General features: G+C 45.6%; 18 protein-coding genes. 14 read left to right on the top strand and 4 right to left on the bottom strand.

The annotated features are described in order from the left end of the window. Positions 1-144 precede the first annotated feature (144 nt). The 11 genes from AAHF22_RS19165 (at position 145) to AAHF22_RS19115 (ending at position 13,676) form a co-directional block, all read left to right on the top strand. On the top strand, positions 145-921 hold the full coding sequence (locus AAHF22_RS19165; protein WP_347326625.1) for a DNA and RNA helicase: 777 nt from the start codon (positions 145-147) through the stop codon (positions 919-921). A 41-nt stretch (positions 922-962) separates the two neighbouring features. Continuing rightward, the gene (locus AAHF22_RS19160; protein ID WP_347326624.1) at positions 963-1,553 is read left to right on the top strand and encodes a hypothetical protein; all 591 of its coding nucleotides are present in this window, start codon (positions 963-965) and stop codon (positions 1,551-1,553) included. 2 nt (positions 1,554-1,555) lie between these two features. Then, positions 1,556-3,046 carry a phage baseplate assembly protein V gene (locus tag AAHF22_RS19155; protein WP_347326623.1) on the top strand — a complete coding sequence of 497 codons (1,491 nt, stop codon included), beginning with the start codon at positions 1,556-1,558 and terminating at the stop codon, positions 3,044-3,046. Then, positions 3,043-3,648 (top strand): hypothetical protein, encoded by a 606-nt coding sequence (locus tag AAHF22_RS19150; protein WP_347326622.1) that lies wholly within the window; start codon positions 3,043-3,045, stop codon positions 3,646-3,648. The genes AAHF22_RS19155 and AAHF22_RS19150 overlap by 4 nt, the downstream gene beginning before the upstream one ends. A 340-nt stretch (positions 3,649-3,988) precedes the next feature. Continuing rightward, positions 3,989-4,555 (top strand): hypothetical protein, encoded by a 567-nt coding sequence (locus AAHF22_RS19145; RefSeq protein WP_347326621.1) that lies wholly within the window; start codon positions 3,989-3,991, stop codon positions 4,553-4,555. 179 nt (positions 4,556-4,734) lie between these two features. Then, positions 4,735-5,118 (top strand): DUF4280 domain-containing protein, encoded by a 384-nt coding sequence (locus AAHF22_RS19140; RefSeq protein ID WP_347326620.1) that lies wholly within the window; start codon positions 4,735-4,737, stop codon positions 5,116-5,118. Positions 5,119-5,225: 107 nt separating this feature from the next. Beyond that, on the top strand, positions 5,226-8,039 hold the full coding sequence (locus AAHF22_RS19135; RefSeq protein WP_347326619.1) for an AHH domain-containing protein: 2,814 nt from the start codon (positions 5,226-5,228) through the stop codon (positions 8,037-8,039). Continuing rightward, on the top strand, positions 8,036-8,539 hold the full coding sequence (locus tag AAHF22_RS19130; RefSeq protein WP_347326618.1) for a hypothetical protein: 504 nt from the start codon (positions 8,036-8,038) through the stop codon (positions 8,537-8,539). The genes AAHF22_RS19135 and AAHF22_RS19130 overlap by 4 nt, the downstream gene beginning before the upstream one ends. 500 nt (positions 8,540-9,039) lie before the next feature. Beyond that, positions 9,040-9,825: a hypothetical protein gene (locus tag AAHF22_RS19125; protein ID WP_347326617.1), complete on the top strand. Its 786-nt coding sequence runs from the start codon at positions 9,040-9,042 to the stop codon at positions 9,823-9,825. Between the two features lie 169 nt (positions 9,826-9,994). Then, complete coding sequence (locus AAHF22_RS19120; protein ID WP_347326616.1) at positions 9,995-12,361, top strand: putative bifunctional diguanylate cyclase/phosphodiesterase; 2,367 nt, start codon at positions 9,995-9,997, stop codon at positions 12,359-12,361. A gap of 619 nt (positions 12,362-12,980) precedes the next feature. Beyond that, the gene (locus tag AAHF22_RS19115) at positions 12,981-13,676 is read left to right on the top strand and encodes a YitT family protein (RefSeq protein WP_347326615.1); all 696 of its coding nucleotides are present in this window, start codon (positions 12,981-12,983) and stop codon (positions 13,674-13,676) included. Positions 13,677-14,057: 381 nt separating this feature from the next. On the opposite strand, the gene AAHF22_RS19110 is transcribed toward AAHF22_RS19115, so the two are convergent. Next, entirely contained in the window at positions 14,058-15,263 is a 1,206-nt protein-coding gene (locus tag AAHF22_RS19110) for an MFS transporter (protein ID WP_347326614.1), read from the bottom strand. Positions 15,264-15,418: 155 nt separating this feature from the next. Here AAHF22_RS19110 and AAHF22_RS19105 point away from each other — a divergent pair, with 155 nt between their 5' ends. Then, positions 15,419-15,973, top strand: a complete 555-nt coding sequence (locus AAHF22_RS19105; protein WP_347326613.1) for an RNA 2'-phosphotransferase — start codon at positions 15,419-15,421, stop codon at positions 15,971-15,973. Between the two features lie 352 nt (positions 15,974-16,325). Here AAHF22_RS19105 and AAHF22_RS19100 read toward each other — a convergent pair whose 3' ends face one another. From AAHF22_RS19100 to hxlA, 3 genes are all read right to left on the bottom strand, one after another. Continuing rightward, positions 16,326-17,363 (bottom strand): LLM class flavin-dependent oxidoreductase, encoded by a 1,038-nt coding sequence (locus AAHF22_RS19100; protein ID WP_347326696.1) that lies wholly within the window; start codon positions 17,361-17,363, stop codon positions 16,326-16,328. 542 nt (positions 17,364-17,905) lie between these two features. Further along, on the bottom strand, positions 17,906-18,490 hold the full coding sequence (gene hxlB, locus AAHF22_RS19095; protein ID WP_347326612.1) for a 6-phospho-3-hexuloisomerase: 585 nt from the start codon (positions 18,488-18,490) through the stop codon (positions 17,906-17,908). 4 nt (positions 18,491-18,494) lie between these two features. Beyond that, positions 18,495-19,127, bottom strand: coding sequence for a 3-hexulose-6-phosphate synthase (gene hxlA / locus AAHF22_RS19090; RefSeq protein WP_347326611.1), 633 nt, complete (start codon positions 19,125-19,127; stop codon positions 18,495-18,497). A gap of 252 nt (positions 19,128-19,379) precedes the next feature. Here hxlA and hxlR point away from each other — a divergent pair, with 252 nt between their 5' ends. Both hxlR and AAHF22_RS19080 read left to right on the top strand, forming a co-directional pair. After that, positions 19,380-19,739: a transcriptional activator HxlR gene (gene hxlR, locus AAHF22_RS19085; RefSeq protein ID WP_347326610.1), complete on the top strand. Its 360-nt coding sequence runs from the start codon at positions 19,380-19,382 to the stop codon at positions 19,737-19,739. Between the two features lie 140 nt (positions 19,740-19,879). Further along, complete coding sequence (locus tag AAHF22_RS19080) at positions 19,880-20,527, top strand: SDR family oxidoreductase (RefSeq protein WP_347326609.1); 648 nt, start codon at positions 19,880-19,882, stop codon at positions 20,525-20,527. Positions 20,528-20,993: the final 466 nt, after the last annotated feature.

Genomic DNA, 20,993 nt, shown 5'->3' with positions numbered 1-20,993 from the left:
TACGAGTTTACGGACACGCCATAGTACCTGATTCGAGACTGGTACGAGATCAATTTCAACTGTAACTCGGCTTCAAGCTCTGAATCCTATTCATGCCAACACATCTGTTGAATCATAAGAATCCGAACGAAAGGAGGTGGTGCAGTGTTTACGTATATTCAACCCCGATTTGAAAAAGGACGTGTGCTCAAAACCGAAATGTTAGAGCAGATGCGCGATTATCCGCTTGTACTAACAAATATCGAATACGAGCAATATAGCGATGGCATCCTGAACGGAGCAAACGTAACGGTTGATCCGGCAGAGCTGATCGTCGCGCCCGGTATCGTTAAATTCCGTAATCATCTGTATAGGCTAGAACAGCCGCAACGATTATTTTATGAAGCGACTGAAACCGAGCAAATTTTGCGCATTCGCTTTGAAGATGGAGGTTCGGATCGGGATTTTGACCGATTAACGGGGGTACTCGTATTGGATGAGCAGCAGCCATCGGCAGATGAATTGGAATTAGGACGCTTTAAATTAAAGCAGGGCGCCGTGTTGCGATCAGATTATATGGACTTTGCCGATATGGTGACCGAGTTCAATACGTGGAATCCCGTCTCTGCCTGTTACGCGGGGATCGGTCAACCTACGCTGCGACCGGAAGTGATTCATCGCTTCGCGCGTGAGCTGTTGCAGACAGGCACACAGGATGCGGCGGATTATGCCTTTGCTTTTATGGCCTTAAATACGATGCGAATCGAACGCACTGTACTGGAGCATTATATCGCTGCTCGCAATGGGACTGAACCGGGCAGTGGCAGCAATACTAGACTGCACCGCCAGTTGACCGTCATTTTGCAGGATGCTGCTCGTGGCAAAAGAAACCCGTCACGCTGGGGAAACCGCAGTCCAGGTGGACGTATGATTGTAGATTGACTACCATGCAGCTCGGCTGACAGGACAAGGAGGAATCACCGATGCCATTTGAAGATGAGAAGATTGCTGCCGTATTGAATGAATGGGAAGAGCAACAGCGGAATCATAATATTCTGACCGGACCGGTTGAAGCGGAAGGGAGCGCGTACACGTTTGCGCCGCGTTCCTTTTTTGACAATCGGCTGCATATGTATGTACCGGAATCGTTTAGTTTGATGTCCAAATCGATGCAAAAAGCTAAGTATCCTTATGAAGAGCGTCCAGCGGTTATTTTGACGAATGGACGCTGTGAAGTGGACATTACGTTTCAGCATGTGGATCAGCCGTTACAGGATGACTGGATTCCTGAGCTAGTCGATGGGATGAAGCAGATGATCCGTAATGTACAACCGACCAACGTATTTTATGAGCAAAAGGTTGAACAGGTGAATGGTAAATCAATCGGCTATTTTGACTTTAAAAGCCCGGCACTGGATCAGCCTGCGTACCGATTGATGTTTTATCTGGAGCTGGATGGCGAAACGATCATCGGTGGTTTTAGCTGTCCGTATAAAAGCTATGCTGACTGGCGTCCGCTTATTATACAAATGCTGCATACGATTCGTGCGACTACAACGGAAGGAGGCGAGTGACAATGAGCTTTATGCCCACTTCTTCATCCAAATGGCCAGATTTGTCGACTGGCGAGTTGCCGATGCTGTTTCCGGACATTTTCAGTATTGGTGATCTGGATGTGCAGCCCTACCAGTTTGAACGTATTCTCGATCTGAAGATCGTCAAGCAATTAAATGAACATGTGACGTTTACGCTCAGCGGCATCGTGCCAGAGGAATTGCTGGATCAGTATGTCGAGCATGCCGACGAAAATGAAAAGATTGAAGTGTTTATTACGAATCTGCTGGAAGATGTGTACAGCGAGCGAGAGCGTCTATTTCAAGGGACGGTTACGAATATATCGATCAAAGCGGTACATGGCGTGCGCGAACTGCATATTGAAGCGCAGAGTCTGACGTCCAAGATGGATATTGAGAAAAAGCAGCGCTCGTTCCAGAAAACCGAAGATACATATCGTGATCTGTTCAACCATATAGCTTCTGACTATGCTGAAGCAAAAGTGCTGGACGAGGCGTCTAATGGTCAGTATTTAGGTGAGCTATTTGTGCAAAATAAAGAGACCGACTGGGAATTTCTGAAACGTCTTGCTTCCCGTCTACATGCGCCGCTCATTCCAATGTCGACCCAGCCTGGAATGAAGCTGATGATCGGCGTGCCCGAAGGAGATACGCCCATCACCCTAAACGAATACAATTACACAGTCAAAAAAGATCTGATGGAACATAAGCTTAAAGCGAACAATGATATTCCCGACGATCTGGAAGAATCCAGCATCAGCTATGAAGTGAGCAGCTACGAACTGTTGGAATTGGGCACGCCAGTGCAGTTTCTGAATAAGGTGCTGTATATCGCATCCGCGGAAATCGGCATCGACGATGAGGTACTAATGGGACGTTATATTTTGCGAGATCGTCCAAGCTTTCGCAACCGGATCATCTGGCCGTATGACATGTCAGGCTCTTCCTTGTTTGGCAAAGTGATTGACATTATGAAAGATCAGGTGAAGATCAAGCTGGATATTGATCAAGGTTCCGAAGATAGCGGCGCGATGTGGTTTCCGTATTCGACCGTATATTCGTCACCGGACGGTAGCGGCTGGTATGCGATGCCAGAAGTCAACGATCAGATTCGACTTTATTTTCCGAATGAACGAGAGCAGCACGCTTTTGTCGCCAGCTCGGTCGATCTGAAATCGTCTGACCCGGTCAAGCGCAGCGATCCGGCAGTTAAAAGCATCAGTACCAAATACGGCAAACAGGTTGTGTTTCGCCCGGGAGCGGTTGAGATTATAGCTAACGGCGAATTGTTAATACGGATGACCGATGATGGCGGAATTGAGATTAACAGCAATAAAAAGATCATCATGACCGCTGACGAGGATATCGAGATTACTGGTAAAACAAAGATTATGATCGAAGGCAAAGAAGGCGTCGACTTTGTACAGGGCGGAGCGACCGTCAATATTAAGGACGATGTGCGCCTGACCGGAGGCAAGGTGAATATCGAATGAAATTGCCAACACGGGATGAAGCGATGCAGGAATTTCTGGAACAGCATGTGTTAAATGGTTGGCTGGATGATGTGCCGATCATTGAACACAACTGTGCAGAGCATGAACAGCAGCTGATCGATACATGGCTGTCCGCGCTGGAACAGTCGTGTAACGAGGCAAGTCTTTTGCAGGCAAAGGGCGAGAAAGGCCCGGTGCGTTATGTATACATCTCCTTGCTGCGCACATCGCTACTGGATTATCAGGCACTGTACCGGATCGATTGTCACGATCAACGCTGGTTTTTGGATGAAACGGACAGTACCGCGCACTGGGATGCCGGATGGGTATTCGATCCGCTGTTCCAGCGTATGCAAAAGTTAAAGGAACAGCGCCAATCCTACGGTCGCCGCATCACCGTCATGGATGTGGAGAAAATCATGCAATTGGAAGCGATCAAGTATCATACGCTCACCTTGCATGTATTGCAGGCGCTATTGCCTCATTGGCTAGAACATCCGACATGGAGAGCACTGAATAAAACATCCGACTGCTCGATCTATGCGGGAGAATTTCACGACGAGTGTGAACTGTTGTATCAGGAAAGCGTCGAACTATCGTAGGCAAGTATAAGTATGCCAGGTGGAGCAGCCTTGCAAGAAAGGGGCAGGTGGAACTACACCATCAGCCCTTTGCTAACATTCAGCTATGCAGGCCAAATCGTATGGATGTGAGCAGCACGAGAAAAGAGACCATGCCATCTTCCTGCTCAGCGTGGCGAATATCACCCGCATCGATTGGCGTACACGATTGGAGTAGGCATCTTGATAAACCGTATGGGCAACATGCCTGTTGCGGATTATAGACAACCATAGTAGACAAGAGACCTTGTGAGCACGGATGGATGCTTGGGGTGCGGGTTGAATGATAGATCAACAACATGTAGAAAGGAGATGCGCCGCTATGGACTATTTTCTGCTTACACAGGATTGGCGCTATACCGATATTCCGCAATTAGAACCGCTGAGCCGTCAGCTACCCGCTTTAAAGCCGGAGTTCGTACAGCCGGGTGATTTGCAGCAGCCGCTCGGCTTATATATCCAGAGTCACGAAGACAGCGAATATTTGGACTATTTGGAAGAGGCATTACCGCTCTTATCCAGCCGCATGATGAAATTATGGCAAATGTACGAGCCGCAGATGAGCTTTCATCCCGTCGTGCTGATGAACCCGGAGCGTTCTCTTCAAATGACATATCATCTAGCATTTCCAGCAGTGGTCGATGTACTACACGAGGATAGCGAATGGAATCAAGATCATACCTTGCTCCAGCATATTGTACTGGATCGCAGCCGACTGCCACGCCGTAAAATTTTCAAAATCGGCGAGAGCACGAAACCGCAGATCGTCATTCGTCTCGATGTGGCTGAAAGCATGCTGCGCCGCGATATGACCGGCATCGCTCTGCAAAAGCTTGAAGTCGCTGAACCGAAAACGATATATCGAGCAGCTCGGCCATTCGTAATGTGAAGGAATAAATGAAAGTTCATGTATTGAACTGAATGCCATGATGCACAGGTAAGGCACAGATTGATGTATGAACACAATCGCTGTCAGGACAATCTCTATCAACGCATTATGATTAATTCCATCCTATTGTTCTGCTTATTATTTTGCTTATTATTCTGCTAACTGGGGAGGAACAGGAAATGTCGGACCAATACTACGTTGTACGCGGTGCATCCATGCGCTGTAACTGCGGTTCCCATACACGTAAAATCAATTTACCAGCCAGCCACGGCGCTTTTGTCAAAACGCAGCCGATGATGAATGAGGACGATTACAAGCCGGTCAACGTGCCGAGTTTTGGCGTATGCAGCAGCTCTACTAATCCTAGCTCGGCAACCGTCTATCTCGTAGCAGAAGGCGGCGGACAGGTACAGGGCAAACCATGTACGCCGATGCTAATGCAGCCGTGGATGAACACGATGGAAAAGACACGTGTTGAGAGTAAGCCCGCATTGACCACATCCTCCTGTCATATGTGCATGTACAAAGGCAGCATTACATTTGAAAGTAGCGGACAGGAATAACAACGGCGCACGGATCACCATAGCAGCACGAGAACAGCAGCACAGAAACACGTTCCGTTTAACAAGCACGACCCACTACAGACACATCGAAATCGGAGGTCGACAAGGTGATTGGTTACGATCAAATCAGGGTCAAATGCCCGTATCCACTCCTGCATATTCATGAGCTGCAAATCGACTGGCAGCCCGGAGAGCATGCAAAGCTGTTGCTAACCGGCTGGATGGATGAGCAATTGCAGATGGAGATGCCGCTGACGGCCTCCGTACAGGACGAAATTGAAGTGTTTTACAACACGCCGATCTGGATGGGAATTGGCATCGAACAGCCATTATTTCGTGGTGTTGTGAACAAAGTCGAAGCGTATCGGCAAAACAGTGTACATAAAATTAGCATTGAAGGCATTAGTGCAACTTCGCTCTGGGATGTAAAAAAGCGCAAGCGGACGTTTCCCGAACCGACACAGACGTATGAACAGCTGCTGACCAAAGTGATCGAAGATTACCCCGGCAGTGAGGTCGAATTTCATACCGGAGCAGACAAACCCATTGGCGATGCGACCTTGCAATATGAGGAGACTGATTGGGAGCTGAGCAAGCGACTGGCAAGCACATTACAGGCAGTTGTCGTTTGTGATATGCTAAAATCGGTAAAACCGCACTTTCATTTTGGTCTGCCTGAGGGCAAGGAAGTGACGGTTCCGGATCATACGCCATATACCGCACATAAGGATCTGGCAGCGTATCAGCGAGCAGTTGCAACAGGAGCAGAACTGCATGATACGGACTTTTTTCGTTATGAATTGCAATATAATGAGCCACTCGCCATCGGTGATCGAGTACGGTTCCGAGATAAACAGCTTGTCGTCAAAGAACTGCACGCCCAGATGGAAAAAGGCGAGCTGCTATTTAACTATGTACTCGCACGCGAATCGGGTGTACGGCACCCGATCATTTTGAATCAAAAAGCGATCGGTGTCGCCCTGGAAGGAACTGTACTGGACGTGCGCGGCGAAGAAGTGAAGCTGAAGCTGGATGTGGACAGGGATGACGGTAAGGCCGATCCGCACTGGTATCCGTTTGCACCGCCGACCGGTAGCCCAATGTACAGCATGCCACAGGTGGGTACAAAAGCAAGTCTGTACCATCCAGACGGTAGCGGCTTGCACGCTCAGGTGCTTGGCTCGGTGCGTACCAATGGCGCAACGGCGGCCAAAACAAGAGATCCGAATACGCGCTATTATGGTAGCGAACACGGCAGCGAATTGAAGATTGCACCGGATCATGCTCACTTTTACGGTAATCCAGACGGTACATTGTCGATCAGTTTGCAAGATGGCGACGGCGTCGTAATCCGCAGCCCCAAAAAACTAACCATTACCGGCAAAGAAGATATCATACTGAAAAGCAAAAAGAAAGTCATTTTAAACGCCACCGAGATGATCATGGCGTACAAAACCGGCGTATCCTCCGGTATTGCCGTCGAAGGCGAATATCATCTGCTCGGTCAAAATGTATGGGCAGACGGCAGCGATCGTACAGCATATGCTGCTTACGATGACGCACCCCAAGAAGGCACACCTCCGCCGCCACCCGATCCACCCAAACCATTCGACTGGGGCAAGCTCGGCCGCAACGTGCTGGGTGGACTCGCGATCGTTGTCGGCGTAGCCGCACTGGCAGCCTTTACCGTCGCCACGCTTGGCGCTGGCCCGCTCATTGTCGGTGCTGTAGCCGTTGGCGCTGTTGCCGCAGGCGGAATCGCCGTTGGCATGCAAGCCGCGTCGGACATCGCCCGAGGAGAAGTGAGCGACTTCGGGGAATATGCGACGACCGCATTGCGGGAGTCGTTTATCGGAGCGGTGACAGGGGCGATCTTTGGACCGCTCGGAGCAGGTGGAGCGATTGCTAGTAAGATGGCGCTGGGTGCAGCGGAAAATGCCATATCCGACGTTGCCAGTCAGATGTTGCAGGGGAAAAGCTTATCGGAAGTGGATTGGAAATCAGTCGGCTTGAGCGCAGGTCTTGGTGCCGCTACAGTCGGTGTGGTCAATTCCAAAGCAGGTAAAGCGGTTGGCGAAATGATCGGCAACGGGGTAACCAAAGTCACACCACAAGCGATCCAGGACGGATTCAAAGCCGCAGGTGAAGGCTTCAGCAAAGCCGTCAACCAGCTCGGCGAATCCGGTAGCAGACTGGGCCAAAAAATAAGCAATGGTCTGGGCAGTCCCCAATTGGCTACTGCAAACGGCATGCATATGGATATGGGCAGTGGCAATGTCAACCGAATGGAGAGCAGGAGCATACCGGAGACGGATGTGCAGCGGAATTATAATAAGGCGATGAAGGAAGCGGAAGAAAAAGTAAGATTAATACCAGGAGAGCCAGGCAAAGTTACAGGAGGCAGTTCACAAAAACTAGGTAAAAATATGTTTGAGGAGATGGGATTGCCTAGATCTACAAAAAGAACTCCGTATCAAGCGCAGCATTTAATTCCGGCAGAGTATAAAAAACATCCTGTTTTGCAAAAAATAGGAATGGATATGGATCATGCATCAAATGGTTTTTTTCTTCGCATCCCTGATGAAAGTATTAGTCCAACTTCAAGACATCAAGGATATCACTCGGTTTATAGTGATTTTGTTGAAAAGAAGTTGGATAAATTAGATATTAATCAGAGTGTAGATGTATTAGAAAAACAAGTTTACGATTTACAACAAAAGCTAAGGAAGCTTCAAGAAAAGGGATTGCCTTTATATCTGAAAGATGATTACCTAAACAAAGAACTAAGAAAAATCAAATTGAAAGGGATGGATCAATACATTATTGAGCGTGCAAACAATAAAGATAAAATTAAACCGATCTGGGATCGAGGCGGCGGAGCTACAGTGGAAATGTGGGAAAGGTGGTTTGACAAATTATGAAGTATGGGAAATATAAAGTATTAGTTGAGGAAGTATTTGAGATAGCAAGAAAAATGAATAATAAAGTTGTTATCTCAAAGCCAAACAACATTGTAGTAATGAATAAATATTCAGATATTGAAAAATATGCATTTGATGAAATATATGGAGAAGATGAATATACATGGTCAGATATTCGGCAGTTAGAAGCTGCTGAGATAAAAGGAAAACTTTATGAATTAGACATAGAATCAAAACCAGAAGGTTTAGATGATTTGACAGAAGTGATAGCTAATATTCTGAGAGAAAGTATTCCAGATGAATATAGCGATTTTTTCGAGAATGTAGTTGTTGATTTAAAAAATTGTGCTCTCAATCGTGCGGTGAATGGTAAAATAGATAATTTTTATGAAATAATATTACAAATATATAATTCTGGAGGTTTTCCTTGTGGCTGGCAAGGAAATTATCCGGATGAAGGAAAAATCGTTGCATATTATGAATCGACATCAATTTCGTAGACCAACTGAATGTTAAAAAAAGATATAGTGGCTTTATATCACATTATAATTATCGATTTAAAGAAGACCTCTATTTTTAATAGTGTTTAAAACAGTAACCTATTTTAGCAACTAGGTTACTGTTTTAAATACAAAATATACATATCCCCTATTCACGAGCATTTTTTAGAATGGAATGTAAAGCTTTATCAACGAAACAGTATGAGAGGTTTTTCATCTTTCAGATCAGCTTGCAGCTATTCTAAAGCCTTCTTTTGGTACCACGCATCTATTCTGGACTGTATCTTATCTATGGACAAATGATAATGAGCGGATACATGTATGGATGGACGCCTGTGCATTACCAACCCCTATTGAAGTGCGAGTTGAACAGCTGATGATGAATCGCCGATCTTTCCTTTCATATGAAAATAGCAAACTCTCGTTTGCTGAATGCTCTAAACAAACTAATCATGCTGCAAACGCAAAAACTACACAGTTTATAGATGTTGAGGTGTATGATGATCCCAAACTTATTCTCTATCGCTATGTTTCCTTCTGTACCAATCAAAGACGCTGGAAATTTACACCGTCTGCTGGATCTGTTTGAAAATTTCAAAATTTGCCCTCCAACGCGTTGGAGTAATAATGAAATCACCTCGTTAGAGTATGACCGAAATGCGATTTCGGAAAGAGCGTTGTTGAACGAAAACAGAATTTCAGAAGTATATCTCTATGGAAAGCAAGGATCTATTAGCTATTCCGCACGTTTTAGTTTAAATGTTTCGTTTCGATCTTTTTTGGAGATCGATTGCAAAAGATTACCGCAAACATACTGGGGCGACTTTTTTGAATTTTCCGATCATATCGCTAACATTGTTAAACCGAGATACGGTGCAACTCATCTATTTTGGCCTACAGCGATTCCGTGGCAAACGGAGCGTGAACGACTGCACAGTTGGATGGATTTTTGTGCGCAACCCGCTCCCGTCCATTTAGGGGTGAATGGACCTCTTGGATTAGCGGCAAGAACGTATTTCGGGACAGATATACTTGCATTATTGGATGATGAAATATTATCTCAAGTGAATGCGAAGATTGTTGCTACTCAGTGGAATGGAATCCGTATTGATGTCATTCCCAATCCCTGGTCTGTTGATGCCGATGAGTTGCTCAACGGTTGGATTCACTCTATGAATGCTTTTGATGATGCTAAGCTTTTTGCTATACCTGAATTCAACAATAAAAGCCGACGAAGTGTTTCGTTTCAGCCTAATGAGAAATGGATTGCTCATCTTCATAAATAGTCGTACATTCCCCCCTTGAGTACGATTGAACATCCCCATACTCATAAATAAAACTACCTAATTTTTAATTTATAGTTAAAAAATCCCATATTATTTCCGATATAGTTACCAATGCAATGAAATACGTGATGGAATCATGCTTCGATTGTTCGACTGAGGGGGAGTTGTTGTGTATCGTTATCGCCATTTTGCCTATATTGCAGCGGTAGGGCTTTTAGTGAACTACTTCATACTGTTCATCTTTCGGCAGAACGACAATGTATTGACATGGGTTGTGCCCTTATTCAATATTATTACACCATTACTGACGACGGTGATTTTATTTACGGTCAGCTATCGATCGAAAGGGTATAATCGAATATTTTGGGGCTTACTTACTGCCAGTCATCTGTGCTACAGCTTTTCTATTTTCTTTTCTTCTATTCTCCATACGAATCCTTCTCTTATCCCTTCTCTTATCCCTTCTCTATTCGGCTTTGCCGATTTCTTCTGGATGCTGCATAACCTGTGTATATTTGTTGCTTTGCTGTTATTAGGACAGCGCAGCTTGCGTGGACTCGGTAAAATTCAATTTCTGCTGGACACGTCTATTTTTATGCTAACGATAGTAGCGATTAGCTGGGCGCTCATCGTAGAACCGATCATGTGGCGGAATATGCATGAAAATGGAGGCAACTGGACATATTTACTCGTGAATTTAAGTTATCCATTAGTGGAGCTTGTGCTCATCTTTATGCTGGTGTTGTTATTGTTCGTTAGAGTAGATCGACAGCATAATCGTGTGGGCTGGTTGTTAATGGGATCATTACTCGTTTTTGCAGCCGCGGATATGATCTATTTTTATATGCTGGAGCATGACATGTACCATATCGGTAGCTGGATCGATCCATTATGGAGTGCCTCTTTGTTATTGTCTGCGCTCGCAGGTACCGAATTTTTAAAGCAGCCGTCTACGCAGGATGTCTTACCGGTGGCGTATGCCTCTAATGCAAGAGGATGGATTAAACGTTTTCTTCCTTATGTTAGTGTGACGGTATTGTTGCTCATCGTGATTCCGAGACAATTTGCTTCATTTGATATGTTATTACTTAGCTGTATGCTGGGCATCTTACTTATTTCCATTCGTCAGTTGCTATCTCTGTCTGAAAATGATACATTGCTGCTCCGTTTGCGTCAGCATTTGCGGCGCAGCGATCATGCTGCCCGGCATGATGAATTAACCGGTTTGCCGAATCGACGTCAATTTTATGAGCAATTGCAGCAGCGCATGGAGATGGCAGAGGGGAAGCATGAACTGGCTATACTGTTTTTTGACTTTAATCGTTTTAAATACATTAATGATAGCCTGGGACATGCAGCAGGAGATCGTGTTTTACAAATGGCAGCTGAGCGTTTTCGCAGCCATCTGTCCGATGATATTATGCTTGCACGTCTGGGTGGCGATGAGTTCATTTTATTGCTTGATCCGATGCAGGATTATGCCCATGTGGAGCGTGTTGTGAACCGGATCGGTCAATGTTTGCAAGAGCCGCTTGATATGAACGGTCATCCGCTCTATATTTCGCTCAGCATCGGTATTGCAGTCTACCCGCAAAATGGATTAACGCCAGATGAGCTCGTCAAAAATGCGGACGCAGCGATGTATGAAGCGAAAAAGAATGCGCAGCAAGAGGCTGTATTTTTCACCAATGCGATCGGTATTCATTACGAGAATCGTCTTGGGTTAGAAAGCTCGTTGCGTAGCGTACTATGTCGCCGGGAGTTAGAGCTATATTATCAATATCAAGTGGGATTGGATAACGGACAAATTGAAGGGATGGAAGCGTTACTACGCTGGAAGCATCCAGAATTTGGCTTTATTTCACCGCTTGATTTTATTCCCATTGCTGAAGAGACGGGCATGATCATTCCAATCGGAGACTGGGTACTGCGAACGGCGTGTGAACAGCAACGCATCTGGAAAGAACAAGGATATGGTGATTTTCGCATGAGTGTTAACGTATCGCCTTATCAATTTCATGATGAGCATCTAGCCGATCATTTTCTGGAAATCATCGCCGAGACTGGCATTGAGCCAAGTCGACTTGTACTGGAAATGACGGAATCGCTGGCGATTCATAATGTAGAGCGTGTCATTGTGCAGCTGGATAAGCTACGTGCGTATGGCGTACAATTGGCAATTGATGATTTTGGTAGTGGCTATGCATCGCTCGCTTATGTGAAGCAATTACGTCCCTCTATATTAAAAATTGATCGCAGTTTTGTGAGCTGTATTGATGATATGGATGAAGATTGCCGTATGGCAGGAGCGATTGTGGCGCTCGGCAAAGCACTGCATATTCATGTGCTTGCCGAAGGGGTGGAAACCGAAGCTCAGCTGCAATTTTTGAAGGAAGCGGGTTGTGACGAAATTCAAGGCTACTACGTGAATCGTCCGATGCCCGAATCGGAAATTAGTCAACAGCTCGGATCAGCAGGCAATTCCTTTTATATCGTTAAACGGTTGCTCGATAATCTCGACCGCGCGAAACAGTGAAGTTATCTTTTCATTATCGTTCACATTCATGAGAATGATAGTATAGAGGAGCGAAATGCACCTATCATCTCAGAAATAAACACATCCTCTCACAGGTATATCGCAACTATACGTATGAATTGTAAACGCCATGTTAGCTCTACTTTAACGCAATATTACCGCGTAAAACGGCGTATTTTCGCGACCTATCCGCTTTTCAAACGGGATCGATGAGAAACGGTGCATATGGAAGGAAAAGCGGTAGGATAGTGAATCTATACATGAATATGACGGGATAATGACAGTTTATTGCAAACCATTGCGACTTATTGCAGAATACGACGATTCGGCAAGTTGTTTAGCCATGACATCGCCGTGGTATAATAGATACAGATTTAAATTCTAACACCAGAAAGGATCAGGATACCATGTGTCCCCGAAGGATGATTTCCCAAAGGACGATTTGGAAACGTTATGATCTCTCCTATACTTAGCTCCTCCGTAGTGTAGTGCCCAACCTATTGGCCTATATCTTACGGAAAAGGAGCAGCACGTATGCGAAGGATGAAGTCCTCCAGGTGCACCTCCCGTAAGAACAGGTCATTCAAGACCACACTTACGAGAAAAAGAGGGAACCTGTATGAGGAAGAGAACAAATGACAATTGGAAAGTTGTGGCAAAGCAAGTTGCTGCAATATTAATCGGTACGTTTATTCTTGCGTTTGCTTATTATCACATTAATTTTCACAACAATCTGTCAGAAGGCGGATTTGTTGGTCTAGCATTGCTGGGCAAATATTTATTTGGCTGGTCGCCGGCATGGAGTACGCTTGTACTCGATATTCCAGTGATTGCGCTTGCCTGGTGGCTGAAAGGACACCGCTTTATGATTATGACGATGATCGGAGCGGGTGCGTTCTCGCTGTTCTATGCAGGATTTGAGCAATTATCGCCGTTTGTCGTGGACTTGCACGGAAGTCTGTTAGCAGCCGCTGTATTGTCTGGCGTATTGACTGGACTTGGCGCTGGAATTGTTCTCCGTTATGGAGGGGCCACGGGAGGCGACGATGTACTATCCCGTTTGATCAGTGATTGGAAAGGGTGGAAGATCGGTAATGTCTTCTTCGCTGGAGACGTTGTTGTACTCGGTCTATGTCTGCTATTTCTGCCATTCAAGGAAACGATGTTTACGATGTTAGCCGTATGGTTGGCAGGTAAAATGATCACCTGGACGGTAACAGTCGAGCTGAGAATGCCATTTGCTGTTCGTAAGGTAAAAGATGCAGCTACATCTGTACAAGTACCTACTGCATCGACATTGCCTCGTTCGTCTTAATCGGCACTCGTTTGTTCCGTATATTAAAATTGTAGATGGATGTGTTGAACATTTGATTGATCTGACTGGATTTATACGATCCACATCGGCTCAGACACATGAGCGATGTATCGAATACACCGAGTTACCAATAAGGGCGTGCTGTATCGGATTCCTCCGTACAGCGCGCTTTTATTGTATGTACAGATTATACATATACAACGATACGTACAAGACAGCAGGATATACGTTGGATTATTAGATGCAAAATAGACCATGAACATAGTAGTAACTGCATCGATATTCGTCAGTTGAACGTACATTCATGGTCTATTTTATACATCAAGATTTTATGCGTTATGATGAATAGGTGAATACGAACTTGGATACGATAGCTTTTGCTCAGGCAGCGTGTTGCTTCCGTTTTTCTACCATATAATAGCTAAGCACAGCGCCGCCTGTACCGATAGCCGCCAGTACACCACCAACGAGCGGTACATAAAGCAGTCCAACATGTGTAATGACAACACCGCCGATAAAGGCGCCTGCTGCATTCCCGAGATTGAGCGCAGAATGACTGGAAGTCGCAGCCAGGCGTGGCGCTTCATGAGCCAGATTCATAATGCGCAGCTGGATACCCGGCATAATACCAAATGCCGCCATGCCCCATAGGAAAATAACGATCAATGTTAGTACAGGCCAGTGCAGTACACCGGATAGAATGAAGAGTAGCACAGACAATAAACCAAAGATCGTAATGACAGACGGCATCAGCTTCCAGTCGGCCAATCGTCCGCCGATCAGATTGCCTAATGTAACGCCGATACCGTACATGACTAAAATCCAGGTCACATTGCTCTCTTGAAATCCGGTCACATCGGTTAGCATCGGGGTAATATACGTAAACACCGTAAATAGACTACAGCAGCCAAATGCACCTGTCGCGAGAATAAGCAGTACCTGGGGCTGAAGCAGACTGCGAACTTCTTTTGCGAGACTCGGTTGCTCGGTCTGATGAATTTTAGGAATGAGCCAGATAATGCCGATCAGTGAAATCACACCCATAATCGTGATCGCACCAAATGATGATCGCCAGCCCAGTTGCTGTCCAATCAATGTGCCAAACGGAACGCCGATAATGTTAGCGATCGTCAAGCCAGCCAGCACGAGTGATACGGCGCCGGCGCGTTTGTCTGGACGAACGAGTCGTGCGGCGATCAGCGAGCCTGTACCGAGGAACGTACCGTGGGCAAGAGCGGTGACCAGGCGCGAGATCATCAGTACATTATAATTCGGCGCAATCGCTGCCACCAGATTACCGATAATAAAGATCAGCATTAGCAGGCAAAGCAGTTGTTTTTGTGCGACCCGATTGGTTGCAATGGTCAGCAGCGGAGCACCGACAGCGACGCCGAGTGCATAGCCGGTAATTAGCTGTCCGGCTTGCGGAATCGTCACTTTTAGATCATTTGCCACATTGGGCAGCAGACCCATAATGACAAATTCAGTCATGCCAATCGCAAAAGCACCTGCGGTCAGGCAGAACAGAGCGACCGGAAAGCGACCATTCGCGGTTGCTCCGGCTTCAGATATGTCTTTGTTTTGCATGGTTTCTCTCCATTTCATATTATTTCTCTAGGTATACTATAATCATACTACCATTTCAAATTGTAAATGAACATCATTTCAAACTCGTCATTCCGCAGGGAATATCACATATAAGTGGTCGCTCTCTATTAGCGGAGGAAAGGAATAGATCCGTCATGAATGCTAAACGTGAAAAACAACTCAGCAAGCAAATGAGTTTTGTATTAAGACATCGACCGGAAGATTATGGCATTGTGCTCGACCCTGAAGACGGCTCTTGTTTACTGCAACAACTTGTTGAAGCCTTAACAACACATGGAGATGCAGGCACCGTCACTGAAGACGAACTACGCGAAGTGGTTGCCCATTCCGACAAGCAGCGCTTTGAAATTAACGGAGATCGCATCCGAGCAAGATATGGACACAGTAGCCCGGAAGTACAGTATGCGGCTGCAACTCCACCTGGTGTGCTCTATCATGGAACAGCAGAGTCGATCTGGCCGATCATTCAGCAAGAAGGGTTAAAGCCGATGGGAAGACAATATGTACATCTGTCTGCTAGCACAGCATTTGCTGCTCTGGCAGGGAAACGTAAGGGTAAACTGCTGATGCTGCGAATCGATGCTACGGCTGCTGCGCTCGACGGTATTCTATTTTATGATGCAGGTCATAATGTATGGCTTGCGCATCATATACCGGCAGCCTATATTCAGCAACACCTGCAAGCTTGAACAGCATAAGTTCAAGTAGTGTAAATCTAAGTAATATCAATCCAAGTAACGTGAATCTGAATAGCATACGTCTACACAGTAGCCATAAAACGTAAACGAATAGAAACGAGCATTCTCTCAAATTATCAGAAGAAGCCACAGTCATCGTATCGAACATGTAGAGCTGGCTCAGATTGTATAAGCGTGATGATACCGGTGATTTGATTTGAATCTGACATCGCATTCAAATCAAAGCATCTGTAGTAAGGCTAGAACGTGATCCACACGGCAATATACACATAAAAAGCAGCGGCAGGGACATCGTCCGATACCGCTGCTTTTGTTCATAATTGATACGTTATCAATCGATACGTTATCTTACGTGCGCAGGCGCCGCATCATTGAGCTTGAACGCTTCGGCAAGCAGTTCATACGAGCGAATACGTGCTTTATTATCATGAATCGCCGACACGATTAGCAGCTCGTCTGTTTGATAATCTGCCGCAAATTGCAGCAATCGTTCTTTAACCTGATCCGGTGTACCGACAACGCGGAAGCGGCGGCTATCGCGAATGTTAGCAAGTTCCATCTCGTTATAGTGATACTCAGCCGCAGTTTTCGCAGATGGCAAATAAGGTAACGGACGATTTTGACGTAAGGTCAGGAAGTATAGGTCATTACTGCGCATCAAGTATTGCGCTTCTTCCTCTGTCTCCGCACATGCTACCGTAATTGCAGCCAGTGACTTCGGTGTAGGCGATAGAACGGACGGTCTGAAGTTTTCCTTATAATGCGCGACAGCCTCCTCGCCGCCAGTCGTTCCGAAAAATTGGGCGAATGCATACGAAGCACCTGTCATCGCTGCCAGTTCTGCTGTACCACCACTGGAACCAAGCAGCCATAACTCAGGCATCGTATCAATGCTCGGTTGAGCAGTTAGACCTGCATAACGATGGTCGGCAGGTGTCGCATCATTCAAATAGCCGATCAGATCGACAATTTGCTGTGGATAACGGTCTGCTGCATGCATCGATGGGAATTTGCCTTCTTGCATCGCCCGATTTACTAGCGGTGTACCGCCGGGAGCGCGTCCTACACCAAGATCGATTCGGTTAGGATACAGTGCTTCCAGCAGTCGGAACGTCTCCGCTACTTTATAAGCACTGTAGTGTGGGAGCATAATACCGCCGGAACCGACACGAATCCGCGACGTGTGCGCAGCAATATGAGAAATCATAATTTCTGGACTGGAATGAGCCAGACTTGGAAAGTCATGATGCTCCGACATCCAATAACGTGAATAGCCGAGACGATCTGCGGCTTGAGCAAGCTCTAATGTATTGTTCAGCGCATCGATCGCGTTCTGTCCTTCATTAATATGCGACTGGTCAAGAATGCCCAGTTTCAACATCATCATCACCTCAAATAAAATGGATAGCTGCTTGCACGCTGCTATCCTTTAGATTGTTTTAGCTTCTATACCTGAACATTGTTTTAATTGTTACTTTTAGATACTATGTTACTTGTGTGTCGTTACTAATATTATATTACAAAACGTTCCAAATGACAAAGGGTATCGAAATGCAAAATATGAAATGCAGAATATTTTGTAATCGTTTTGCAGTTTTTGGATTTATGCAATCTTTGAAAAAATAATCTGTAACATCATCGATACTACTTTACAAAATGAGCTATAAAAATGATCTATAAAAATAAGCGATCATGTGGTGTCTTTATCATGACACCGCACAATCGCTTAGAACTACGTATACACTATAGATGATTATATAACAGGCTGTTAATTAAACAGCATCCATTGATAATAGAAACAGATTATGATGCAAAATAGTCGTGTGGCATATACGATGCAAACAGATCGCTATTATACATGTGGCACATGCAGATATGAATATACAGATAGAGCTATAAAAGTCTAAATACAGCTGCTAACGACTACTCCAGATTAGCATGGTTGCTGAACATCGCTTCGGTATCGCCGCCACGTTGTTCCATCAAGTGCAACATCAGGCCGTCAAATAATAACAGTACCGTCTGTTCAAACAGCGAACCCATCGGTTGAACAGTGCTCGTATTACCTTTTTGAGCACGGTCTTTAGGGGCACCAGGCACCTGCACGATCAGATTTGCTTTACGTCCAATCGTCGATTCGGGAAAGATCGTGACAGCAGCAAGTTCCACTTCGGCTCCAAGCGCCTTGTCTGCCATAATGTCCAACCCTTTTGTCTCTCCCGAACCGGATACGATAATGAGCAGATCATCAGGACCGGCTTTTGGTGTTACCGTTTCGCCGACAACATACGCATTCAATCCCAGCTGCATTAAGCGCATCGCCAGAGCACGCGACATCAGTCCGGAACGTCCGGCACCAGCGGTGAAAATATGGCGAGCCTGCAAAATACGTGCTGCCAGTTGTTCCACCTGTGTGCTGGAAATGCCAGCTAATGTACCTTGCAACTCCTGTAAAATACGTTCAAAATGCGCGGACACCGAAACCTTCGCAGAAGGAAGCTGGCTCATCACGTTACGCCTGTGCAATCAGCTCGCGGAATTGCGAAGCCGTTGCTGCTTTGTCGTCCTGGCTTGTAATACCGCCGCCAACGATAACCAGATCTGGATTCGCTTGAATGACTTCTGGCATTGTCGCCAGTTTAATACCACCAGCAACAGCTGTTTTTGCGTTTTTCACAACACTTTTAATCGTTGCCAGATCTGTGAATGGGCTTTGACCTGCTGCCTGGCCATCGTAGCCCGTATGCACGCAAATGTAGTCCACACCAAGCTCGTCCAGTTCTTTGGCACGTGTAGCGATATCCTGTACGTTGATCATATCAACCAGCACTTTGCGACCTTGCTTTTTCGCTTCATCCACACAGCCTTTGATTGTCAGATCGTTACTTGCGCCCAGTACGGTGATGATATCGGCGCCAGCTTCAGAAGCTTTCATAATCTCATAACCGCCTGCATCCATAATTTTCAGGTCAGCCAGAACTTTCAGATTAGGAAAAGCTTCTTTCATCGCTTTGACAGCGTGCAGTCCTTCGTTGATAACAATCGGTGTACCAATTTCAACGATATCGATAAATGGCTCCACTTCTTTGACGAGTGCGATGCCTTCCGGAATATTCACCAGATCGAGTGCGAGTTGTAGTTCCATATTCGTAATTCCTCCTGTAGTAGCCACATTCGGCATATAATATAGTATATTCATGCGAACAATCGGTTTTAATAGTGAAGTCGTATCATAGGTAGCACCATTACAGTTGCGTTCGCTGTAGTGCTAGTATAAAGTAGAAACGTTAGTTTAAGTAAGTACGCACTTTTTTTTTACCTAGTGCCCAAAAGTATACTATGGGCAGTGACAAGGGTTTTGAGCGATAAGGATATCAATTTATGGAGGAATGTATAGATGCGTGAGCGTATTTTTAACTGTGAAAAGGAATTAACCCTATCGGTAATCGGAGGTAAATGGAAGATGCTGATCCTGTGGCATCTAGGTAAAACGGGTACAAAACGCTTCGGTGAATTGAAATCACTCATTCCAGGTATTACGCAGCGGATGCTGGTGAGCCAGCTACGCGAGCTGGAGGAGGATCTGATCGTGCATCGTGAGGTGTATCCGGTCGTACCGCCCAAAGTGGAGTATTCGCTCACTGAAATTGGTGAAAGCTTAATGCCGATTTTGGATGCGATGTACAGCTGGGGTCAAAATTATATGAAAGTCGCTGAGATCGAACCAGTCGAAATCAAACCAGCGATGTGGAACTAGGATTCAGTCGTCTAACAAGCGATAGGTGGTAAATAGCACGCATTTACGGGTATACATGTAGGGGAGCCTGAAATCAAAGGCAAGTATACGATGAATGAGGCGACATTTGCTTATTCGTTTGTTTAGAGGAGGAATCAATGATGAATATTACAGTTATTGGCGCCAATGGACAAATTGGCAAGCTACTCACACAATATCTTGCACAGGAAACGGATCACGAAGTAACAGCGGTCATTCGTAAGCCAGAGCAGGCAGAAGCATTGGAAAAGCTAGGTGCAAAGACAGCCATCGGCGATCTGGAAGGTACGGTCGAAGATCTGTCTAATGTTATTAAAGGCTCAGACGCTGTTGTATTCGCAGCCGGTTCCGGTGGCGGTACAGGCGACGATAAGACATTACTGATCGATCTGGATGGTGCGGTCAAAAGTATGGAAGCAGCAGAGCAGGCAGGTGTATCCCGCTTTGTACTGATCAGCGCGCTATTTGCCTATGACCGGGCAAAATGGTCAGACGAGATTAAACCTTATTATGTAGCGAAGCATTACGCAGACCGCATGCTGGAAGCAAGTTCGCTCGATTATACAATCGTCCGTCCAGGCGGTCTGAAAAATGATCCGGGCACTGGCAATATCCAAATTGCTGAAAAATTATCCGACAGCGGAAGCATTCCACGCGCCGATGTAGCGAAAGTCATCGCACACCTGATCGATAACCCGAGTACGTATCGTAAAGGCTATGATATTATTTCTGGCGATCAGCCAGTAGAGGAAGCGTTGAAAGGGCTGTAAGGCTTCAACGATGAGTGCAATAGCAATAGGCAAGTATAAATGTGCATACTTCGATTTTGGTTCATTCGGATCATATGATTTCCATATCCAATCACACCGTAATACATTGTTAGCAGTATATAATCCGTAGTTATGCAGCTGGACTGCATAGCTGCGGATTTATTTTTTGACGCTTTTTGCCGATAAGGTACGTATGGAAGAGATAAAAGGAAGACATAGCAGCAATATGCCTGTAGAAAAGGGTATACAACAGAATAAGCTTACATACGATGCTCCAAGCAGGATAAAATAACACGATGGATGCAAGATTGGAATGATGATCGCTATGTTTACTGTTAAACATTTAATGAGTACGATTCAATAAAATTAGTGTAAACACAGGTATAATTTACAAGCACTACAAGCACTACAAGCACTACAAGCACTACAAGCACTACAAGCACTACAAGCACTACAAGCACTACAA

It is taken from the genome of Paenibacillus wenxiniae (assembly GCF_039822605.1).
GTDB lineage: Bacteria > Bacillota > Bacilli > Paenibacillales > Paenibacillaceae > Saccharibacillus > Saccharibacillus wenxiniae.
This window is presented reverse-complemented; position numbering and strand designations above follow the sequence as displayed.